18 protein-coding genes are annotated in these 19,054 nt (G+C 52.5%); 11 read left to right on the top strand and 7 right to left on the bottom strand.

Annotated features, from left to right (window positions below):
* Positions 1-57 precede the first annotated feature (57 nt).
* Together yieE and ACP3TC_RS06980 are read right to left on the bottom strand one after the other, a co-directional pair.
* Positions 58-924: a DNA-binding transcriptional regulator YeiE gene (gene yieE, locus ACP3TC_RS06985; protein WP_313852789.1), complete on the bottom strand. Its 867-nt coding sequence runs from the start codon at positions 922-924 to the stop codon at positions 58-60.
* A gap of 9 nt (positions 925-933) precedes the next feature.
* Positions 934-1,299, bottom strand: coding sequence for a YkvA family protein (locus ACP3TC_RS06980; protein WP_426817842.1), 366 nt, complete (start codon positions 1,297-1,299; stop codon positions 934-936).
* A gap of 108 nt (positions 1,300-1,407) precedes the next feature.
* Here ACP3TC_RS06980 and ACP3TC_RS06975 point away from each other — a divergent pair, with 108 nt between their 5' ends.
* Both ACP3TC_RS06975 and nfo read left to right on the top strand, forming a co-directional pair.
* The gene (locus tag ACP3TC_RS06975; protein WP_426817841.1) at positions 1,408-2,463 is read left to right on the top strand and encodes a YeiH family putative sulfate export transporter; all 1,056 of its coding nucleotides are present in this window, start codon (positions 1,408-1,410) and stop codon (positions 2,461-2,463) included.
* Positions 2,464-2,519: 56 nt separating this feature from the next.
* Positions 2,520-3,362 (top strand): deoxyribonuclease IV, encoded by an 843-nt coding sequence (gene nfo / locus ACP3TC_RS06970; RefSeq protein WP_313852793.1) that lies wholly within the window; start codon positions 2,520-2,522, stop codon positions 3,360-3,362.
* 54 nt (positions 3,363-3,416) lie between these two features.
* Here the strand turns inward: nfo and fruA are convergent, their stop codons facing one another.
* Genes fruA through fruB form a run of 3 tightly spaced genes read right to left on the bottom strand, consistent with a single transcriptional unit; the run spans position 3,417 to position 7,202 of the window.
* A complete protein-coding gene (gene fruA / locus ACP3TC_RS06965; RefSeq protein ID WP_426817840.1) occupies positions 3,417-5,117 on the bottom strand; it encodes a PTS fructose transporter subunit IIBC in 1,701 nt (566 codons plus the stop codon).
* Positions 5,118-5,133: 16 nt separating this feature from the next.
* Entirely contained in the window at positions 5,134-6,072 is a 939-nt protein-coding gene (gene fruK / locus ACP3TC_RS06960; protein ID WP_313852797.1) for a 1-phosphofructokinase, read from the bottom strand.
* A complete protein-coding gene (gene fruB / locus ACP3TC_RS06955; RefSeq protein WP_426817839.1) occupies positions 6,069-7,202 on the bottom strand; it encodes a fused PTS fructose transporter subunit IIA/HPr protein in 1,134 nt (377 codons plus the stop codon). The genes fruK and fruB overlap by 4 nt, the downstream gene beginning before the upstream one ends.
* Before the next feature lie 406 nt (positions 7,203-7,608).
* On the opposite strand from fruB, the gene ACP3TC_RS06950 reads away from it, so the two are divergent.
* Positions 7,609-8,787 carry a sugar efflux transporter gene (locus ACP3TC_RS06950; RefSeq protein WP_426817838.1) on the top strand — a complete coding sequence of 393 codons (1,179 nt, stop codon included), beginning with the start codon at positions 7,609-7,611 and terminating at the stop codon, positions 8,785-8,787.
* A 6-nt stretch (positions 8,788-8,793) separates the two neighbouring features.
* On the opposite strand, the gene ACP3TC_RS06945 is transcribed toward ACP3TC_RS06950, so the two are convergent.
* Positions 8,794-9,048, bottom strand: a complete 255-nt coding sequence (locus ACP3TC_RS06945; RefSeq protein ID WP_426818249.1) for a YkgJ family cysteine cluster protein — start codon at positions 9,046-9,048, stop codon at positions 8,794-8,796.
* A gap of 193 nt (positions 9,049-9,241) precedes the next feature.
* Here ACP3TC_RS06945 and yeiP point away from each other — a divergent pair, with 193 nt between their 5' ends.
* Positions 9,242-9,814 (top strand): elongation factor P-like protein YeiP, encoded by a 573-nt coding sequence (gene yeiP, locus ACP3TC_RS06940; RefSeq protein WP_313852801.1) that lies wholly within the window; start codon positions 9,242-9,244, stop codon positions 9,812-9,814.
* Positions 9,815-9,910: 96 nt separating this feature from the next.
* Here yeiP and ACP3TC_RS06935 read toward each other — a convergent pair whose 3' ends face one another.
* Positions 9,911-10,243 carry a hypothetical protein gene (locus tag ACP3TC_RS06935; RefSeq protein ID WP_313852802.1) on the bottom strand — a complete coding sequence of 111 codons (333 nt, stop codon included), beginning with the start codon at positions 10,241-10,243 and terminating at the stop codon, positions 9,911-9,913.
* 112 nt (positions 10,244-10,355) lie between these two features.
* Between ACP3TC_RS06935 and ACP3TC_RS06930 the strand changes: the two genes are divergently transcribed.
* The 7 genes from ACP3TC_RS06930 (at position 10,356) to ACP3TC_RS06900 (ending at position 19,053) form a co-directional block, all read left to right on the top strand.
* Entirely contained in the window at positions 10,356-11,339 is a 984-nt protein-coding gene (locus ACP3TC_RS06930) for a CobW family GTP-binding protein (RefSeq protein WP_313852804.1), read from the top strand.
* Between the two features lie 35 nt (positions 11,340-11,374).
* Positions 11,375-12,082, top strand: coding sequence for a phosphatase PAP2 family protein (locus ACP3TC_RS06925; protein ID WP_426817837.1), 708 nt, complete (start codon positions 11,375-11,377; stop codon positions 12,080-12,082).
* A gap of 505 nt (positions 12,083-12,587) precedes the next feature.
* On the top strand, positions 12,588-13,160 hold the full coding sequence (mepS, locus tag ACP3TC_RS06920) for a bifunctional murein DD-endopeptidase/murein LD-carboxypeptidase (RefSeq protein ID WP_313852806.1): 573 nt from the start codon (positions 12,588-12,590) through the stop codon (positions 13,158-13,160).
* Between the two features lie 265 nt (positions 13,161-13,425).
* Positions 13,426-14,997 carry a cyclic di-GMP phosphodiesterase gene (locus ACP3TC_RS06915; RefSeq protein ID WP_426817836.1) on the top strand — a complete coding sequence of 524 codons (1,572 nt, stop codon included), beginning with the start codon at positions 13,426-13,428 and terminating at the stop codon, positions 14,995-14,997.
* A 117-nt stretch (positions 14,998-15,114) separates the two neighbouring features.
* Positions 15,115-16,923, top strand: a complete 1,809-nt coding sequence (locus ACP3TC_RS06910) for an extracellular solute-binding protein (RefSeq protein ID WP_313852808.1) — start codon at positions 15,115-15,117, stop codon at positions 16,921-16,923.
* Between the two features lie 10 nt (positions 16,924-16,933).
* Positions 16,934-18,031, top strand: a complete 1,098-nt coding sequence (locus tag ACP3TC_RS06905; protein WP_426817835.1) for a microcin C ABC transporter permease YejB — start codon at positions 16,934-16,936, stop codon at positions 18,029-18,031.
* Positions 18,028-19,053 carry a microcin C ABC transporter permease gene (locus tag ACP3TC_RS06900; protein WP_313852811.1) on the top strand — a complete coding sequence of 342 codons (1,026 nt, stop codon included), beginning with the start codon at positions 18,028-18,030 and terminating at the stop codon, positions 19,051-19,053. Before ACP3TC_RS06905 ends, ACP3TC_RS06900 begins: the two co-directional genes overlap by 4 nt.
* Position 19,054: the final 1 nt, after the last annotated feature.

Genomic DNA, 19,054 nt, shown 5'->3' with positions numbered 1-19,054 from the left:
TCATAATCGGCCGAAGATCATTAGTAATAGCAGGGTAAGCCTTAATAAGATGCGGCTTTATTCCACGCAATAGCTCAGAAATCGCGACAGCGCCTTGGAGACATGTTTCTGTCGGTGACGGATGCGATATAAGGTACGCGACAATTTTGGCAGCGGAATCTTCACCTCTACCAGCGATCCCACCTCCAGCTGGTCGGCAATCACCCGGCGCGATAAACAGCTGATCCCCATGCCGTGGCGCACCGCATGTTTTATCGCCTCCGAGTTACCCAGTTCCATTGCCAGCTCAAACTGCGGCAAATGCGATAACAGCAGATAATCGACGATTTCACGGGTGCCGGAACCACGCTCACGCAGGATCCACTGCATTTTTGCCAGGCTTTCCAGCGTCACCGGCTGATGCAGTAAAGCTGTATCCGGCGCGGCAAACACCACCAGCTCATCCTCCAGCCACGGCTCACTGATCAGTTCGCTCATATGGCACGGCCCTTCAATCAGGCCGACATCAACGCGAAAATCAGCCACCGCATTAATCACGTCCTGACTGTTACCAACGCTCAGCTCCAGCGGTAAATGGGGAAAGTCGCGGCGATAACCCGCAATCATGCCCGGCAACAGATAATTGCCGATGGTACTGCTGGCATAAATGCGGATGGCACCATTATCTTCACGGAACAGCTGCTCTATTTCGCCCGCCTGCTCCAGTAGCCCAACGGCTCGCGGATAAAGCAGACGCCCATGTTCGTTTACCACCAGTCGTTTGCCGACGCGGTCAAACAATTGCACCCCCAGCTGCCCTTCCAGGTCGGCCAGCGCGGCGCTGACCGCCGATTGCGACAGCGCCAGCACCTGTGAAGCCTGCGTGGTTGAGCCACTCTTCAGCACTTCGGTAAACACTTCTACCTGACGCAATGTGATATGCATCGTGATTCCTTACGACATCCAGTGAAAAATGGCATACGCCAGCAATATCAGCCAGAGCAACACAATAATCAGCAGCGTGGTGCTCAGGCCCTTTCTTTTATTATCGTCCGGCGATCGCGCGAGGCGCATCGCGGCATCGGCTCTGACCTCATCCGGCAGTAGCTTTAACAGCAAACTGATGCCCAGCGGCACGACTATCGCATCATCCAGCCAGCCAATCACCGGTATCACATCGGGAATGATATCCAGCGGGCTAATCAGATACAGCGCAACCACGCCGAGCAATCCTTTGATATACAGCGGAGTATGCGGATTGCGGCAGGCGTACCACATCATGGTCAAATTGCTTTTGAATTTCACTATGCGTTTGAACATTCTGCGCTCCACTCTTAACACTTATTCCGGTTAATAATAAATATATAATCAATTTCTCTTTTAAGCCAGTCAGCCCCACACTATCAGCATTGAAACAGGAGGTCTTCGATGGCTGAACTTACACTCTTTAAACCTCAGTCTGGCCCTGCTCCGTTAGCGGCCGGGCTACTGTTATCGGCGGCAATCGCTGGCGCGGCTATCTGGTTGGGCAACCAGCCGTCGGTTGCGTCGCTTGGCCTTGGCGCGCTGACGCTGGCGATTGTGGTGGGCATGCTGGTGGGTAACACCCTCTGGCCACGCCTGCAACGTGCCTGCGATCCCGGCGTGGTCATGGCTAAACAGCGTCTGTTAAGACTGGGTATCGTGCTGTATGGCTTTCGCCTGACTTTTCAGCAAATTGCTGATGTCGGGCTCAGCGGCATCGTGATTGATCTACTGACGCTGTGCTCCACTTTTGCCCTCGCCTGCTGGCTGGGACGCCGGGTGTTTGGTCTGGATCGCGAGACCCGCTGGTTAATTGGTGCAGGCAGCAGTATCTGCGGTGCCGCGGCGATTCTGGCGACCGAGCCGGTAATCAAAGCAGATTCGGCTAAAGTGGCGGTAGCGATTGCTACCGTGGTGATTTTCGGCACGCTGGCTATCTTTATCTATCCACTGCTTTGGCCGCTGGTCAGCACGCTGCTGCCTGGCATAACCGCCACGCAGTACGGTATTTTTACCGGTTCGACCATGCATGAAGTGGCACAGGTGGTGGCTGCCGGACATGCCATTGGTCCGGAAGCGGAAAACGCGGCGGTCATCGCCAAAATGCTGCGCGTCATGATGCTGGCACCGTTTCTGCTGTTCCTCACCCTGCTGATTCGGCGCGATGCTCCGGCCGGGATGGCTCAGGGCGGCATTCGTTTTCCGTGGTTTGCGCTGCTGTTTATTGTGGTGGCACTGTTTAACTCACTGCATTTATTACCGGTATCAATGGTGAGTACCATTAATCAACTGGATACCTTACTGCTGGCGATGGCAATGGCCGCTCTGGGCTTAACCACCCATCTCAGCGCGCTGAAACGTGCGGGCATACGGCCATTATTCATGGCGCTGCTGCTGTTTATCTGGCTGATCGTCGGCGGTGGAATGATCAATCTCGGGGTTCAGCATTTGATGGGCTAGTCGCTTCGGTTATCATAAGCCGTTGCAGTATTGCAGAACCTCAACAGGAGAACGGCATGAAATATATTGGCGCCCACGTCAGTGCAGCAGGCGGCGTGGATCAGGCGGTCATTCGCGCACACGAACTGGAAGCCACAGCCTTTGCGCTGTTCACCAAAAACCAACGACAGTGGCGTGCCGCACCGCTGAGTGCTGAAGTGATTGCAGCGTTTCGCGCCGCGTGTGAAAAATACCACTACAGCTCAGCACAGATCCTGCCGCATGACAGCTATCTGATTAACCTCGGTCATCCGGTTGAGGAAGCGCTGGAAAAATCCCGCGCAGCCTTTCTTGATGAGATGCAACGCTGTGAGCAACTGGGACTGTCATTACTGAATTTTCACCCTGGCAGCCACCTGCATCAGATCGATGAGCATGAGTGCCTGAAGCGTATTGCCGAGTCGATAAACATCGTGCTCGATAAAACGGCAGGCGTGACCGCCGTGATTGAAAATACCGCCGGTCAGGGCAGCAACCTCGGTTTCCGTTTTGAACATCTGGCAGAAATTATTGCCGGTGTGGAAGATAAATCGCGCGTCGGCGTCTGTATTGATACCTGTCACGCCTTTGCCGGTGGTTACGATCTGCGTACTGAAGCAGAGTGCGTCAAAACCTTTGCCGAGTTTGAACGCATAGTCGGCTTCCAGTATCTGCGCGGCATGCACCTGAATGATGCCAAAAGCGAATTTAACAGCCGTGTTGACCGCCATCACAGCCTCGGCGAAGGCAATATCGGTAAAACGGTGTTTAGCTGGCTGATGAAAGACAGCCGCTTCGACGGTATTCCGATGATTCTCGAAACCGTCAATCCGGATATCTGGAAGGATGAGATTGCCTGGCTAAAATCGGAGCAGAAATAGCTCAATAAAAAAGGCGCGGAAATCCGCGCCTTTTTGGGTTTATTCAGCATCTCATCAGGCTTTCGCCAGTTCAGCTTCCGGACGTTTCAGAATCGCGTAACTGATGCCAGCTAACAGCGTACCGGCGATAATCGCCACCAGGTAACCGGCTACCGGAGAGATCGCGCCCGGAATCAGCAGCACAAACAGGCCACCGTGTGGTGCCATCAGTTTGGCACCGACCGCCATGGAAATCGCACCGGTTAACGCGCCACCGGCGATACAGCATGGCAGTACGCGCATCGGATCACGTGCCGCAAACGGAATCGCACCCTCGGAGATAAAGCACATGCCGAGAACCAGCGCCGCTTTACCGCCCTCTTGCTGACCCTTGTTGAATTTACTACGCGCAATCAGCGTTGCCAGACCCATCGCCAGCGGTGGCACCATACCCGCTGCCATAATCGCCGCCATCGGCGCATAGGTTTGTGAACTCAGCAAGCCAACGCCAAAGGCATAAGCTACTTTGTTTACCGGCCCACCCATATCGGTACACATCATGCCGCCAAGAATAGCGCCCAGCAGTACCGCATTTGCCGTACCCATATTCGCCAGCCAGCTGGTCAGGCCGGTCATGATGCCTGCAACAGGTTTACCGACCACGTAGATCATCAGCAAGCCGGTAATCAGGCTGGCAAACAGCGGGATAATCAGAATCGGTTTCAGCGCTTCCATACTTTGTGGCAGCTTCACTTTGCCACTGATCAGTTTGGCGGCGTAACCGGCAATAAAACCGGCGATAATACCGCCGAGGAAACCGGCGTTGATGCTGGTCGCCAACATACCGCCAATCAGACCCGGCGTCAGACCTGGACGATCGGCAATCGAGAAGGCGATATAACCCGCCAGCACCGGTACCATTAACGCAAAGGCACTACCACCACCGATTTGCATCAGCGCGGCGGCCAGTGAGCCCTCTTCCTTAAATGCCTCGATACCAAACGCGAAGGAGAGCGCGATACACAGACCACCCGCGACCACCATCGGTAACATATAAGAAACGCCGGTCAGCAGGTGACGATATGCGCCCGCGCTCTCTTTCTTCTCATCGCCCGCCGCTGCCGCTTGCTGGCCGCCCTGCGGCTTGTAAGTCTTCGCTTCAGCTACTGCTTTATCCAGTTCCTGAGCGGTTTTCTTCAGCGCCAGGCTGGTAGAAGTACGGTACATCGGCTTACCGGCAAACTTTGCCAGATCCACTTCAATATCAGCTGCGACAATCACCAGATCGGCCGCCGCCACTTCTTCCGCAGTAATAGTATTACCGGCACCGACGGAACCGCGGGTTTCAACTTTCACCCACCAGCCGCGTTTAGTCGCTTCGGTCTGAATAGCTTCCGCCGCCATAAAGGTGTGCGCCACACCGGTAGGACAAGCGGTAATCGCCACAATTCGCTTCTGGCCGCTGCTCTGGCTCAACTCAGCCGGTGCAGCCGCAGCCGCGACCGGAGCCTGCCAGGGTTTGGCTTCAGCCTGCGCACTGGCCAGAAAACTTTCCGGCTGGCGCAGCGCCTGTTCAATATTGCCCAGCCATACTGCTTTGCCATTCAGCGCATTGTCAGAAGGTACTGAGTTCCCTGCTACCGCCACCAGGTCTGCTTCTGCCGGGTTTTCCGTCAGGGTCAGGCCGGCTTTCGCCGCAGCGGCGGTGAGTAAATTTTTTGCCAGATAGCTGGTCGCCAGTCCCAGCGAAGTATCAATAATCAGCAGCGTTTTCATTATGCCTCTCCTGCTGTCAGTTAAAAGGTTTCAGGTCGACGCGCGCCATCATTGCGGCCAACTGGGTACGATCGGTAACGCCTACATTACTTTGGCTGACGGCCATTGCCGCCACTGCCGTTGCCAGACGCAGCGTGTGCTCACTGGACTCGCGCATCAGCAGGCCATAAATCAGGCCGCCGACCATTGAGTCACCGGCACCAACGGTGCTGACCACTTCACAGGCTGGTGGTTTCGCGATCCACTCGCCGGAAGCATTCACCCACAGTGCGCCTTCCGCACCGAGAGAGATCACTACGTGGGCAATGCCCTGCTCGCGCAGCGCATGAGCGGCTTCGATGACATCCTGCATCGTGGGCAGTTTACGACCGGCCCAGATCTCCAGCTCGCGACGGTTAGGTTTAACCAGCCACGGTGCCGCTTTCAGTCCGGCAACCAGCGCTTCACGGCTGCTGTCGAAAATGATGCAAGGGCAATGGGTGCGCAGTGCAGTCATCCAGTCAGTAAAGGCTTCCGGCGACACGCCCGCTGGCAAACTGCCGCTAACGCACACCATATCGAACTGGCCAAGCCAGCTCAGGGAATCGGCGCTAAAGCGCTCCCAGTCCTGCCCGCTGACGTCAAAACCAGAGAAATTCAGATCGGTCACTTCACCGTCTTTCTCCGTCAGTTTAACGTTAATACGGGTACGACCCGGCACCACCTGAAAGCGGTTGGCAATACCTAACTCGCTGAACAGCTGCTGAAAACCATCCTGATTCTCTTTACCAAGAAAACCACCAACAGTGACGTCGATACCCAAGTCTTTCAGTACTTTAGCAACGTTAATTCCTTTGCCCGCCGCATGCAGGCCGGTGGTTTTCACCAGGTTAACTTCGCCACGCTCGATCTCAGGGCAATAACCCACCAGGTCATAGGCCGGATTCAGGGTAATCGTTGCGACACGTCTGCTCATGCTGCCCCCTCGCCAAGTCCGGCTGTGATCGCCTGTTCAATGGCATCCAGCGCCTGCTGTGCATCTTCGCCGCTGGCGGTAAAGCGTAAGCGATGACCTTTTTTCACCCCTAAAGCCACCACTTTCATCAGGCTGCGCCCGTTAGCCGGTTTACCGCTGCCATCAAGGTTAGTCACGGTAACGTCACTGTTAAATTGTTTAATCACGCTGACCAGCGCCGTACCCGGGCGCGCATGTAAACCGTGCTCATTACGAATGGTAAATTCTGCGGTCAGCACTTCTGCCTGCTCGTCAACAACGCTGGTTAACAGCGCTAATACTCCCGGAGCATCGGCATTTAACAGACGATCAGCTTTCTGATTAATCAGCAGATCGCTTAAATAGTTCAGCACCTTCAGCGGCTGCTCATCGGCAACCGCCACGGTGATCAGCATTGCGGCTTTCTCACCTTCAACCTCAAAAGCCTTCGCACTCCGGCTGACGGCCACAGCGCTGCCGAGGTTACCCACGGTGCTGTCACTCAGCCAGATGCCCTGACCAAGGTTCAGAGGTTGAGCGGAGATAACGCTGCTGACAAAACTCGCATCCGCCGCGCCCGCGTGCTGTAAGCGGCCGGCATTCAGTGCCTGAAGCGTTATCAGATCGCTGGCAGCGACATCAAGTGCAATCAATGAAGTATCAAATTTAAATTCTGCACCCTGCTTCTCGCCCATCAGGATACTGCGCAGCTCTTCGGCGGAAGTGGTGGTTTTCAGCTGTTCAGCTACGCTGTCGTCGCTCAGAACATGAGTCAACTGACGCAACAGCGCCAGATGCTCATCAGAACGCGCGGCAATGCCGATCGCGACATAAGCAGTCTGATCCTCACCCCAGGCAATCCCCTCTGGGAACTGGAAAACCTGAACGCCGGTTTCCAGCACCAGATCGCGGGTATCGGTGGTACCGTGAGGAATCGCAATGCCATTCCCGAGATAGGTTGAGGTCTGTTTTTCGCGCGCAAGCATGCCATCAACATAAGCATCGCCAACATTGCCCGCAGCGGCGAGCGCGGCAGCAACCTGACGAATAGCGTCTTCTTTATCGCTGGCACTGGCGCCGGTGTGAATGGCTTTAACATCTAACTGGAACATAATTCTCCTCTCCCGCCGAAATTGAATCGTTTCAGCTATATTGAGAAAAAAAGCGTCATCTGCCGACGAACAAACTGAGGAGACAACGCTGAAACGTTTCAAGGAGTTTGGTACAGCATGCTCCTTACTGGCAAGTTTTAACCGAAGTGATATAGCAGATTTTTGACCTCACGCACATTTCGTCAGGATTTTTCAGAAAACTGCGGGGGTGCATGCCGATTTTGCTGAAGCAATAGGAATTTACGATAAGCTGGCTTCAGCAACATCAGCAAACTTCAGCTTTTCACGCTAACGCTGCGCTTTTGCAAAAAATGCCGGAGAGCATTTTCAACAAATGAAACGCCTTTTTAAAAATAGATCAGAAGCGTAGAATTGCACGCTCATTTCATAAGGCTATTCATCTTTCATGCAAACTCCAGGTGCAACCACCCGCCGCCTGCCCGATATCAGTTCGGCAGCCTTTCTGGTGGTGGCTTTTCTGACCGGTATTGCCGGCGCTCTACAGACCCCGACGCTCAGCCTGTTTCTGTCGACTGAAGTTCATGCGCGTCCCTTTATGGTCGGGCTATTTTTCACCGGCAGCGCGGTGATTGGTATTGCGGTCAGTCAGCTACTGGCGGCACGTTCCGACCGCAAAGGCGACCGCAGATCGTTGATCTTTTTCTGTTGCCTGCTCGGCGCTCTCGCCTCAATGCTGTTTGCCTGGAACCGAAACTACTTTGTCCTGCTGTTTATCGGCGTGCTGCTTTCCAGCTTTGGCTCAACTGCCAATCCGCAAATGTTCGCGCTGGCGCGGGAACATGCCGATCGCACCGGCCGCGAAGCGGTGATGTTTACCACCTTTATGCGCGCCCAGATCTCACTGGCATGGGTGATTGGGCCTCCGGTGGCCTTCGCGCTGGCACTCGGTTTCGGTTTTGAGGTGATGTACGCCTGCGCCGCCTGCGCTTTTATCTGCTGTGCGCTGATCGTCAGATTTCTGCTGCCCTCAATGCAAAAAACGGTGGTAAAAACTACCGCGACGCTGCAAGCACCAATCGGACATCGTCGCGATACACTGCTGCTGTTTATCGGCTGCACCCTGATGTGGGCCTCTACCGGCATCTATCTGATAAATATGCCACTGTATCTGGTACACGAACTGGATTTGCCGGAAAAGCTGGCGGGGCAACTGATGGGGCTGGCGGCAGGGCTGGAAATTCCGGTGATGCTGATCGCCGGTTATTGCGCCAGACGCTTCAGTAAACGCACTCTGATGCGCTGTGCGACGGTTTCAGGCCTGTTATTCTTTGCCGGATTACTGTTGGTGCACAGCACCGTGCCACTGCTGCTGTTACAGGGGCTGAACGCGATTTTTATAGGCATACTGGTCGGTATCGGCATGCTCTATTTTCAGGATTTAATGCCCGGACAGGCAGGCGCGGCGACGACACTGTTCAGTAACGCCAGCCGGGTTGGTTGGATCCTCGCGGGTTCATTGACCGGCGTAGTGGCTGAATTGTGGGGTTATCACGCGGTATTCTACTGCACGTTACTGATGATGCTCGGCACACTCTACTGCATGTGGCAAATTAAAGATGCCTGATGCAGTTCAGGCGCAAGTATCCGCTTCCAGTTGCAACAACCAGACCATCGCCTGCTTGCGATTGTTGCCGCACATCTCAGCCGCCGGCTGTAACCCGGCGCACACTTTTGGCCGCAGCGGCGAGGCAAAGATTTTGCAACGTTGCTGCGCATCAAGCTGAATGCATGGCGTGTTGGCGGGTTTACCGTTTGGCATGCCGGGAATCGGCGAAGAGATAGAAGGGGCGGTGCAGCAGGCACCACAATCAGGACGACACTGCATCTGCACGCTCAGGATTAAAGCAAAGCGCGACAATAGCAGTCGCCAGGCATGAAAGCTATGACAACCGTTACAATTTACCTTCCATAATATCCCGCAAATTTCACTTTCTGCGCTGCGCAGATCTTGCCTGAATGCCCCGCCGCGAGTAACTTGTCGCGATAAATTCAGCACACCGCTTTTATGAGACTATCCAATGGCAAGAGCAAACGAAATTAAGCGCGGCATGGCCGTCAGCCACAACGGCAAATTACTGCTGGTAAAAGATATTGAAGTTCAGAGCCCAAGCGCACGCGGCGCCTCAACTCTGTATAAAATGCGCTTTACCGACATCCGTACTGGCATGAAGGTTGAGGAGCGTTTTAAGGGCGACGATATCATTGATACCATCTCCCTGAGCCGTCGTCAGGTCACCTTCTCTTACATTGATGGTGATGAATATGTATTTATGGATGATGAAGACTACACGCCTTATAACTTTAAACAGGATCAGATCGCCGAAGAATTGCTGTTTATTCCTGAGGGTGGCATGCCGGGTATCCAGGTATTGACCATGGATGGCCAGATTCTGGCGCTGGAACTGCCGCAAACGGTAGATATGGAGATCGTGGAAACCACGCCGGGCATCAAAGGTGCTTCTGCCAGTGCGCGAACCAAACCTGCTGCGATGGCGACCGGTTTAGTCATTCAGGTACCTGAATATCTCAGCAACGGCGATAAAATTCGCATCCATATTGCTGAGCGTCGCTATATGGGCCGCAGTGAGTAACGATTTTGTTATCGGCGATGGCAACGTGCATCGCCGATATTGTTATGTTATAACAATTAAACTACGCCTTTAATGTTGCTCAGACAGTGCAGTTAATCAGTTATAGCTTACGGTGAGTATGCCCATTTTTTTGCTGTGATCTATCCAGCGCATCTCTGTGGTTCCCCGGTTGAGTGGCAACTTATGTTGCAGCGAGGCGTTAAGATAAGCGGTATTGGTAATGGTCTTGCCCGTATCGAAGCAAGACATTTCCAGTTTATCATTTGTTTGCGGATTGATATCACAGCCGCCATCAACGATGGTGCCGTGAAAATGGATAACACCTGAGTTTGAAACTGCGCCATTACCGGCAACTGCACTGCTCGTCCATGAGGCTAAAAGCACTATCAGGGTTGCTGACTGAATGCTGTTCATTTTGACCTCATACATTGATTAACCTCACCTTTAACTGTAGCTGGTTTATTTCACTGATGAGTTAAACGGCAGTGGTAAACAACACTTTAATAAATAATGCAGAATTTCCTGGTGCGAGGAGCAAGATGTGACAAACGTGAATCTGATAACTGGCTTTCTCGGCAGCGGAAAAACCACCACGTTACTGCATCTTTTGGCGCAAAAGCCGCAGCATGAAAAATGGGCGGTGCTGGTTAACGAATTCGGTGAAATTGGCATTGATGGCGCGCTGCTGGCTAAGAGCGGCGCAGTGTTGAAAGAGATTCCCGGCGGTTGTATGTGCTGCGTCAATGGCTTACCGATGCAGGTCGGCCTGAATATGCTGCTAAAGCAGGCCAAACCCGATCGCTTACTGATTGAGCCCACTGGTCTCGGCCATCCTAAACAGATTCTGGCGATGCTGAATGATGCGGTTTATCAGCCGTGGCTGACGCTTAACGCGACTCTGGCACTGCTCGACCCCCGGCAGCTGAGTGATACCAGAGTGACTGATAATGAAAACTTCCGCGATCAGTTGGCGGCAGCAGACATTATTATCGCCAACAAACAGGATCGCTGGCAGCCAGCCGATCGGGCGGCGCTGGCAGCGTGGCAACAGCAATATCTCGACGACCGTCAGTTAGTCAGCGCTGAGTTTGGCAACATCGATCCCGCCTTACTCGATACCCCGCGCAGCAATTTGCGTCAACTGCCTGATGCCCGGCAGCATCCCCACAGCCATGCCAAAAGTGGTCTCGCGGCGCTTCGTCTCGATGCTAATGCGCGCTGGCGGCGGGCACTGAATCAGGGTCAGGGCTATTATGCCTGCGGCTGGATCTTCGATCAGGATACGGTGTTTGATACCATCGGCGTGCTGGAGTGGGCACGTCTTGCACCCGTGACGCGGGTGAAAGGCGTACTTCGCATCGCTGAAGGGCTACTGAGTATCAACCGTCAGGGACAGGATCTGCAAATCGAAACGCGCCCGGCCGCGCCGCCCGATAGCCGTATAGAACTGATCCATGAAAATGATATTGAATGGAATAATTTTCAAGCTAGCTTGTTGAAGCTTCGTTTAGAAACGTTGACATAGTCTACGCTGTTATTTTTAACTTACACTGAATCCTTATGAATACTAATCGCTTAGTAGCGATACTGGGTCTGAACGTCCTTGGCATCGCACTGTTTTTATCCTGGTACTTACTTCCCGGGCACGGTTTTTGGTTCCCCATCGATAAATCAATCTTCTTCTGGTTCAACGATCATATGGCGACTAACAAGCCGCTGGTATGGTTGATCGCGATTACTAACTTCCGCGGATTTGATGCAATTTCATTGCTGGCAATGGGTTTGCTGTATCTGAAGTTTTGGCTGCGCGAAACACCGCCCGGGCGTCGGCGACTGATTGCGATTGGTATCACGATGCTGCTGACTGCTGTGGTGCTTAATCAACTGGGGCATCTGTTACCGGTTAAACACTCCAGCCCTACCCTGTACTTTGACAATGTGCATCGCGTCAGTGAAATCACCGGCATTCCGGCAAAAGATGCCTCCAGCGACAGCTTCCCTGGCGATCACGGTATGATGCTGATGATTTTCGCCGGGTTTATGCTGCGCTATTTCGGCAAAGGCGCATTCCTGACCGGTTTGCTGATCTTTGTGGTATTTGGCCTGCCGCGCGTGATGGCCGGTGCGCACTGGTTTACCGATATCGCTGTCGGTTCCCTGTCGGTGGTGCTGGTTGGTCTGAGCTGGTGGCTGATGACACCCGCCAGCGATCTGTTAGTTAACTGGCTTATCCGCATCTTACCCGGCAAATATAAGCCAACGCGGTAAAGTCGTTTCCGCGGCTGAGTCTGAAACCTGTATCTCAGTCGCGGATAAATTGCAGCAATATATATTGTTAGCTCGCTAATCAAATACCAGCAAAAAATCCGTATCACTCTTCACGTCTAAGTCGTTAATTTCGCTGCTGTCCAGCGGGATTACTCTTATTTACCTTTCATATCCTCGCTGGCCGCTTAATTCTGCCTTCGGTTGAGCCGTTCTTAACTTAAGGTTGTTGATAATTTAACCTGAATTTTACTCTATTGTTTCTAATAAAAAAAACTAACAAAAAAGTGGTTAAAACCCCTCGCCACCGGGCTTTTAATCGGGTAATCTCGTTTCGGATTGGGCAAAAGCAGTGTAATTTTTCCTTTTTTTACATATAAAGTGTGCTCGTTGACACATTTTAGTAATTCAGGATTTGTCTTACGCGGTTGGCCTAATTAATCTCATTTCGTTTCGCAAACTTGCTAACGGCCTGTGTCGTTAAGGACTTCAAGGGATAACAAACACAATGGTCAAGTCTCAACCTATACTGAGATATATTCTGCGGGCCATTCCCGCGGTCGCTCTCGCGACAATGCTTTCGGCATGTACTACCAGTAACGGTCACAACGCACAAACTGAGACCCATGCAGTTAAAAATCAGAACGGTTTTTTACTTCAAGCGTCTCAGGATGAATTCGAACAGATGGTTCAGAACGTGGACATCAAGTCACGTATCCTTGAACAATATGCTGACTGGAAAGGCGTTCGTTATCGTCTTGGCGGCACCAACAAACGCGGCATCGACTGCTCCGCTTTTGTTCAGGTGACCTTCCGTGAACAGTTTGGTCTGGATCTGCCTCGCTCAACCTCAGAGCAGCAGGGCAGCGGTAAAAGTATTCAACGCAGTAAGCTGCGTCCCGGTGATTTGGTGCTGTTCCGCGCCGGTTCAACAGGACGACATGTTGGCATCTACTTAGGTAATGACAACTTCGTGCATGCATCGACCAGTAGCGGTGTAATGATTTCCAATCTGAATGATTCATATTGGAAAAAACGTTACCGCGATGGCCGACGTGTTCTGAGCCGAACGCAAAGCTGATTTTACCCTGAAGTCTGCGAAATGAGATTGATAAAAGCGCTGCTACGGCAGCGTTTTTTTATGGGCGTAATTCGCCATCCGCAGCGCTTAATGATGAGGTACTATTAACATTATTCAACTATTTATATCCAAAAAATAGTTTTGCTAATCATAATAATATCGAGACAACCGCCCCAGCAACGTTATATCCTGCAGAGCAGATTTCCAGAGAATGGCAGTGTCAAAATTCCTATAAAAATCAGGCTAAAGCGGGAGATAAAACGCAATGCCACTATCAACACTGGTTACGCATCCTGTGACAAATACGCGTAAAATTGCGTGGGTCAGTGCTGCAGTTGGTTTCACTTTTTTCCTGCTATTTATCACTATCACCTTGATGATGACTGTCCAGAAACGCGCTCAAAACCACGACCAGCTGGCATCGCACACGCAGTCCATTATTCTCAACCTGCTAACTGAAGTAAAAACCACGCTGGAACCGCTGAACGCTTTAAGCCTTGCTCCCTGCAGACCGATCAACAGTGAGCTGACTTCGCGGGCAGCGTTTACCAATAGTATTCGTGCCATTTTGCTGGTGAATAACGGTATCGCTTACTGCTCTTCCGCCACCGGCGCGTTTTCCCTCGCGGTCAGCACTTTTACCCCACAAACCGATCTTGATAAAGATCTCGACCTGACGCTGATCCCGGGTACGCCAAAGGTGCCGGACAGGCCAGCGCTGGTATTCTGGCTTAAGCAGCCAGGCTCAGACCGCACCGGCATAATGACCACGCTGAATATCAATCTTTCACCTTATATGATGCTGGCTTCACAGCGGCAGGAAATAAAAGGTATGGCGCTGGTGGTAGGTGATAAAGCGTTAACCAGCTGGAGCGATCGGATGATGGTTGCTGCTGAGCTACCGGGAAAATCGCTGCGCACCATCAACGTGCCGGGATACCCGCTAACCATTTATCTGTACGGCAATGCGCTGCCAAAAGGTGATATTCACACGCTGTTGCTGGCTGGTTTATTACTGGCGGTGCTGGTAAGCAGCAGCAGCTTTGTTTTACTGACGCTGCGCCCACGCCCGGGTAAAGAGATTCTGCTGGGGATTAAACGCGGTGAGTTTCACGTTGAGTACCAGCCGCTGATAGAAGCCGCGACCGGGGAGCCTTACGGCCTTGAGGCGCTGATGCGCTGGACCCACCCCACCGCAGGTAATATCCCACCGGATACTTTTATCAGCTATGCCGAAGGGCAAAACATGATCATCCCTCTGACCCGCCATCTGTTTCAGCTGGTGGCTCAGGATGCGCACAAGCTACGCCAGGTGGTGCCAGCGGGTAGCAAAATGGGGATTAATATCTCGCCTGCTCACCTCTCTTCCTGCACTTTTCGTGATGACGTCAGCAACTGGATCAACGCCATGCCAGCGAATCATTTTAGTTATGTGTTTGAAATTACTGAACGCACGATGGTTTCCGAGCGCAACGCCTGCGAAATCTTTGACTGGATTCATCAGCAGGGGATTAAGATCGCGATTGACGATTTCGGTACCGGACACAGCGCATTGATCTATCTCGAGAAGTTTAAGTTTGACTATCTGAAAATCGATCGTGGTTTTGTGCAAAGCATCGGCATGGAAACCGTCACCTCACCGGTGCTGGATGCGGTATTAAATCTGGCGAAGAAACTAAATCTCAGTACCGTTGCCGAAGGTGTAGAAACCGATGAGCAGGCCAACTGGCTGGTTAAGCGTGGCGTGACTCATATGCAGGGTTATCTGTTTGCGCGACCAATGGCGGTTTCTCAGCTGATTGGATATTTTCAAACGCGGCAAACCGCTTTATCCTGATAGCCAGCTAATAAACAATAAAAGCAGCATCACCACGCTAAGCCACCGGTAAAGGGGTCAATGCTGCTACGCTGAGTTAATTCTGTTTTCCTCTTCGCTTTGGAGCTGACCAACACGATGTTATTGCGCCTGGTTATTCTTTTTTCGTTCAGTGTTGTCGGGCTGTCAGCACAGGCAGTAGTCATTAACGAGAGCTACGCTTTCTCAGAGTTGGGCGAACCTAAATACGCGACTGACTTCACCCATTTCGATTACGTTAATCCCGCCGCACCGAAAGGCGGAAAAATGACGCTGTCGGCAATCGGTACCTACGATAATTTCAATCGTTTTGCCTCGCGAGGTAATCCCGGCATCGGTACCGAGAGCCTGTACGACACGCTGTTTACCAGTTCCGATGATGAAATCGGTAGCTATTATCCGCTGATTGCAGAATCGGCCCGCTATCCCAGTGATTTCAGTTGGGCAGAAGTGAATATTAATCCCCACGCCCGCTTTCAGGATGGGTCGCCAATTACCGCTGCTGATGTCGCCTTTACCTTCGACAAATTTATGACGGAAGGCGTGCCACAGTTCCGCGTGGTGTATAGAGGTGTGAAAGTAAGAGCAATTTCACGCCTGACGGTGCGCATCGAGCTGGAGAAGCCCGACAGAGATCTGGTGCTTGGCTTTTTAAGCCTGCCAGTTTTACCGGAAAAATTCTGGAAAAATCATAAATTTAACGAACCTATTGGCTATCCTCCTCTCTCCAGCGGGCCGTACCGTATTACGTCGTACAAGGTCGGACAGTACATTACTTATTCCCGGGTAAAAGATTACTGGGCGGCCGATCTGCCGGTTAACCGCGGGCGCTATAACCTTGATACCAAACGCTACGACTACTATCTCGATGATAATGTCGCTTTTGAAGCATTCAAAGCCGGCGCTTTCGATTTCCGCGCTGAAGGCTCTGCGAAAAAATGGGCAACGCAGTATCGCGGTAATAATTTTACTAACAACCTGATTATTAAAGATGTCCGGCCAAATACCGTCACCACCGATACCGCCTGGCTGGCATTTAACACCGAGAAACCGCTGTTCAGCGATCGTCGGGTGCGTGAAGCGCTTGGCCTGGTGTTTGACTTCCAGTGGATGAATAAGGCATTGTTTTACAACGCCTATAAGCGCACTGACAGTTACTTCCAGAATACCGAGTATGCCGCGAAGGGGTATCCCGATGCCGCCCAGCTGGAAATATTGGCGCCGCTGAAAGGCAAAATTCCCGATGAAGTCTTTACATCCGTCTATCAGCCGCCGGTTTCCGACGGCAGCGGCTACGACCGAAAAAACCTGCTGAAAGCGCTCGATCTGCTGAAACAGGCGGGTTGGGAACTGAAAAACAGGCAGCTGGTTAATGTCGACAGCGGTAAACCCTTCAGCTTTGAGCTGCTGTTACGCAGTGGCAGCAATATCGAATGGGTGCTGCCTTATCAGCACAGCCTTGAGCGGCTCGGTATTAAAATTAATATCCGTCAGGTCGACAGCTCGCAATATCTGCGGCGCTGGCGCACCGGTGATTACGATATGATTCCAACCGTCTACCGTGCGATCCCCTCACCCGGCAGCGCGCTGCAGACCCGCTGGGTATCGGAATATATTGATTCCAGCTGGAATACACCGCGCGTGCAAAGCCCCATAATCGACGGGCTGGTTAAGCAGATTATGCAGCATCAGGGCGATAAAACCGCGCTGCTTCCGCTCGGTCAGGCGCTGGATCGGGTATTGTTGTGGAGCTACTACATGATCCCGATGTGGTACAACGCCGACGATCGCTATGCATACTGGAATAAGTTTTCCATGCCTGCCGTTATCCCCACCTATTCCGTTGGTTTAGACAACTGGTGGTACGATGTTAACAAAGCCGCACAGTTGCCGGCCCAACGCCGTTAAGGAGTAGAGTTTGGGCGCTTATCTTATACGTCGACTTTTGCTGGTGATCCCGACATTGTGGGCGATTATCACCATTAACTTTTTTATTGTGCAAATCGCGCCGGGTGGCCCGGTCGATCAGGCAATTGCCAATATCCAGTTCGGCCAGACGACCGGATTGCCTGGCGGCGATTCCGCCGGCAGCAGTAGCGGACGCGAGGCGCTGAATGCCAGTAATCCCGGCGATAATCAGTATCGCGGCTCACGCGGGCTGGATCCTGAAGTGATAGCCGAAATCACTAAACGATACGGCTTTGATAAGCCGCTGCACGAGCGTTATTTCACTATGCTGTGGAATTATGCGCGCTTTGATTTTGGTGACAGCCTGTTCCGCAGCTCCTCTGTGATTGAGCTGATTAAAGAGAGCCTGCCGGTTTCGATCACCCTTGGGCTATGGAGCACGCTGATTATCTATCTGGTGTCGATCCCGCTCGGGATCAGAAAAGCGGTACATAGCGGCAGCGCCTTTGATATCTGGAGCAGCACGATGATCATCGTCGGCTACGCCATTCCCTCTTTCCTGTTCGCTATTATGCTGATAGTCCTGTTTGCCGGCGGCAGCTATTTTGACTGGTTCCCGCTGCGCGGCCTGACTTCACCGCAATTTGATACGCTGCCGTGGTACGGCAAAATCACCGATTATCTCTGGCATATCACCCTGCCGGTACTGGCGACGGTGATTGGCGGCTTTGCCACCCTGACCATGCTGACTAAAAACTCATTTATGGATGAGATTCGTAAACAGTATGTGGTCACCGCACGCGCCAAGGGACTCGACGAGAAGAAAATTCTCTATCGCCATGTGTTTCGCAATGCCATGCTGCTGGTGATTGCCGGTTTCCCGGCCACTTTTATCAGTATGTTTTTTACCGGCTCATTACTGATTGAAGTGATGTTTTCGTTAAATGGCCTCGGCCTGCTGGGGTATGACGCCACTATCCAGCGTGATTATCCGGTGATGTTTGGCACTCTGTATATTTTCACCCTGTTGGGTTTATTGCTGAATATTCTCAGTGATATCACCTATACGCTGGTCGACCCACGTATTGATTTTGAGGGACGCCGATGAGCCGCTTATCACCGATTAACCAGGCGCGCTGGGGGCGTTTTCGTCAGAACCGGCGGGGCTACTGGTCACTGTGGATCTTCGCCGTACTGTTTGTACTGTGCCTGTGTGCAGAACTGCTGGCGAATAATAAACCGTTAATGGTGCATTATGAGAATCGCTGGTATGCGCCTGTACTGTTTAATTATAGCGAGACAGATTTTGGTGGACCGCTGGCGACCACGGCAGACTATCAGGATCCGTGGTTGAAGCAGCGACTGGAACAGCACGGTTGGGTACTTTGGGCACCGATCCGCTTTGGCGACAGCACGATTAACTTCGCCACCGATGTCCCCTTCCCTTCGCCGCCCTCCAGTCAGAACTGGCTGGGCACTGATGCCAACGGCGGAGATGTACTGGCGCGTATTCTCTACGGCACGCGGATTTCATTACTGTTTGGCCTGATGCTGACGCTGGTTTCCAGCGTGATTGGCATTGCGGTCGGAGCTACCCAGGGCTACTTCGGTGGCAAAGTTGATCTGATTGGTCAGCGCTTTATTGAAGTGTGGTCCGGCATGCCGACGCTGTTCCTGATTATCCTGCTCTCCAGCGTGGTGCAACCGGGCTTCTGGTGGCTGCTGGCCATCACCGTGATCTTTGGCTGGATGAGCCTGGTTGGGGTGGTGCGCGCCGAGTTTTTGCGCGCGCGTAACTTTGATTACATCCGCGCGGCGCAGGCGCTGGGCGTCAGCGACAGCCGTATTATGCTGCGCCATATATTGCCTAACGCCATGGTCGCTACGCTGACCTTTTTACCCTTTATCCTGTGTGGCTCGATCACCACTCTGACCTCTCTGGATTTCCTCGGTTTCGGTTTACCTCTCGGTTCGCCATCGTTAGGTGAGCTGTTATTACAGGGTAAAAATAATCTGCAGGCACCGTGGCTGGGGCTGGCGGGTTTCTTTTCACTGGCGATTTTATTGTCGCTGCTGATTTTTATTGGCGAAGCCGTACGGGACGCCTTCGATCCGAGCAAGGTGCATTGAT

It is taken from the genome of Winslowiella sp. 2C04 (assembly GCF_050037805.1).
GTDB classification, from domain to species: domain Bacteria; phylum Pseudomonadota; class Gammaproteobacteria; order Enterobacterales; family Enterobacteriaceae; genus Erwinia; species Erwinia toletana_A.
The sequence above is the reverse complement of the archived record's forward strand: the minus strand, read 5'-3'. Positions and strand labels throughout refer to the sequence as shown.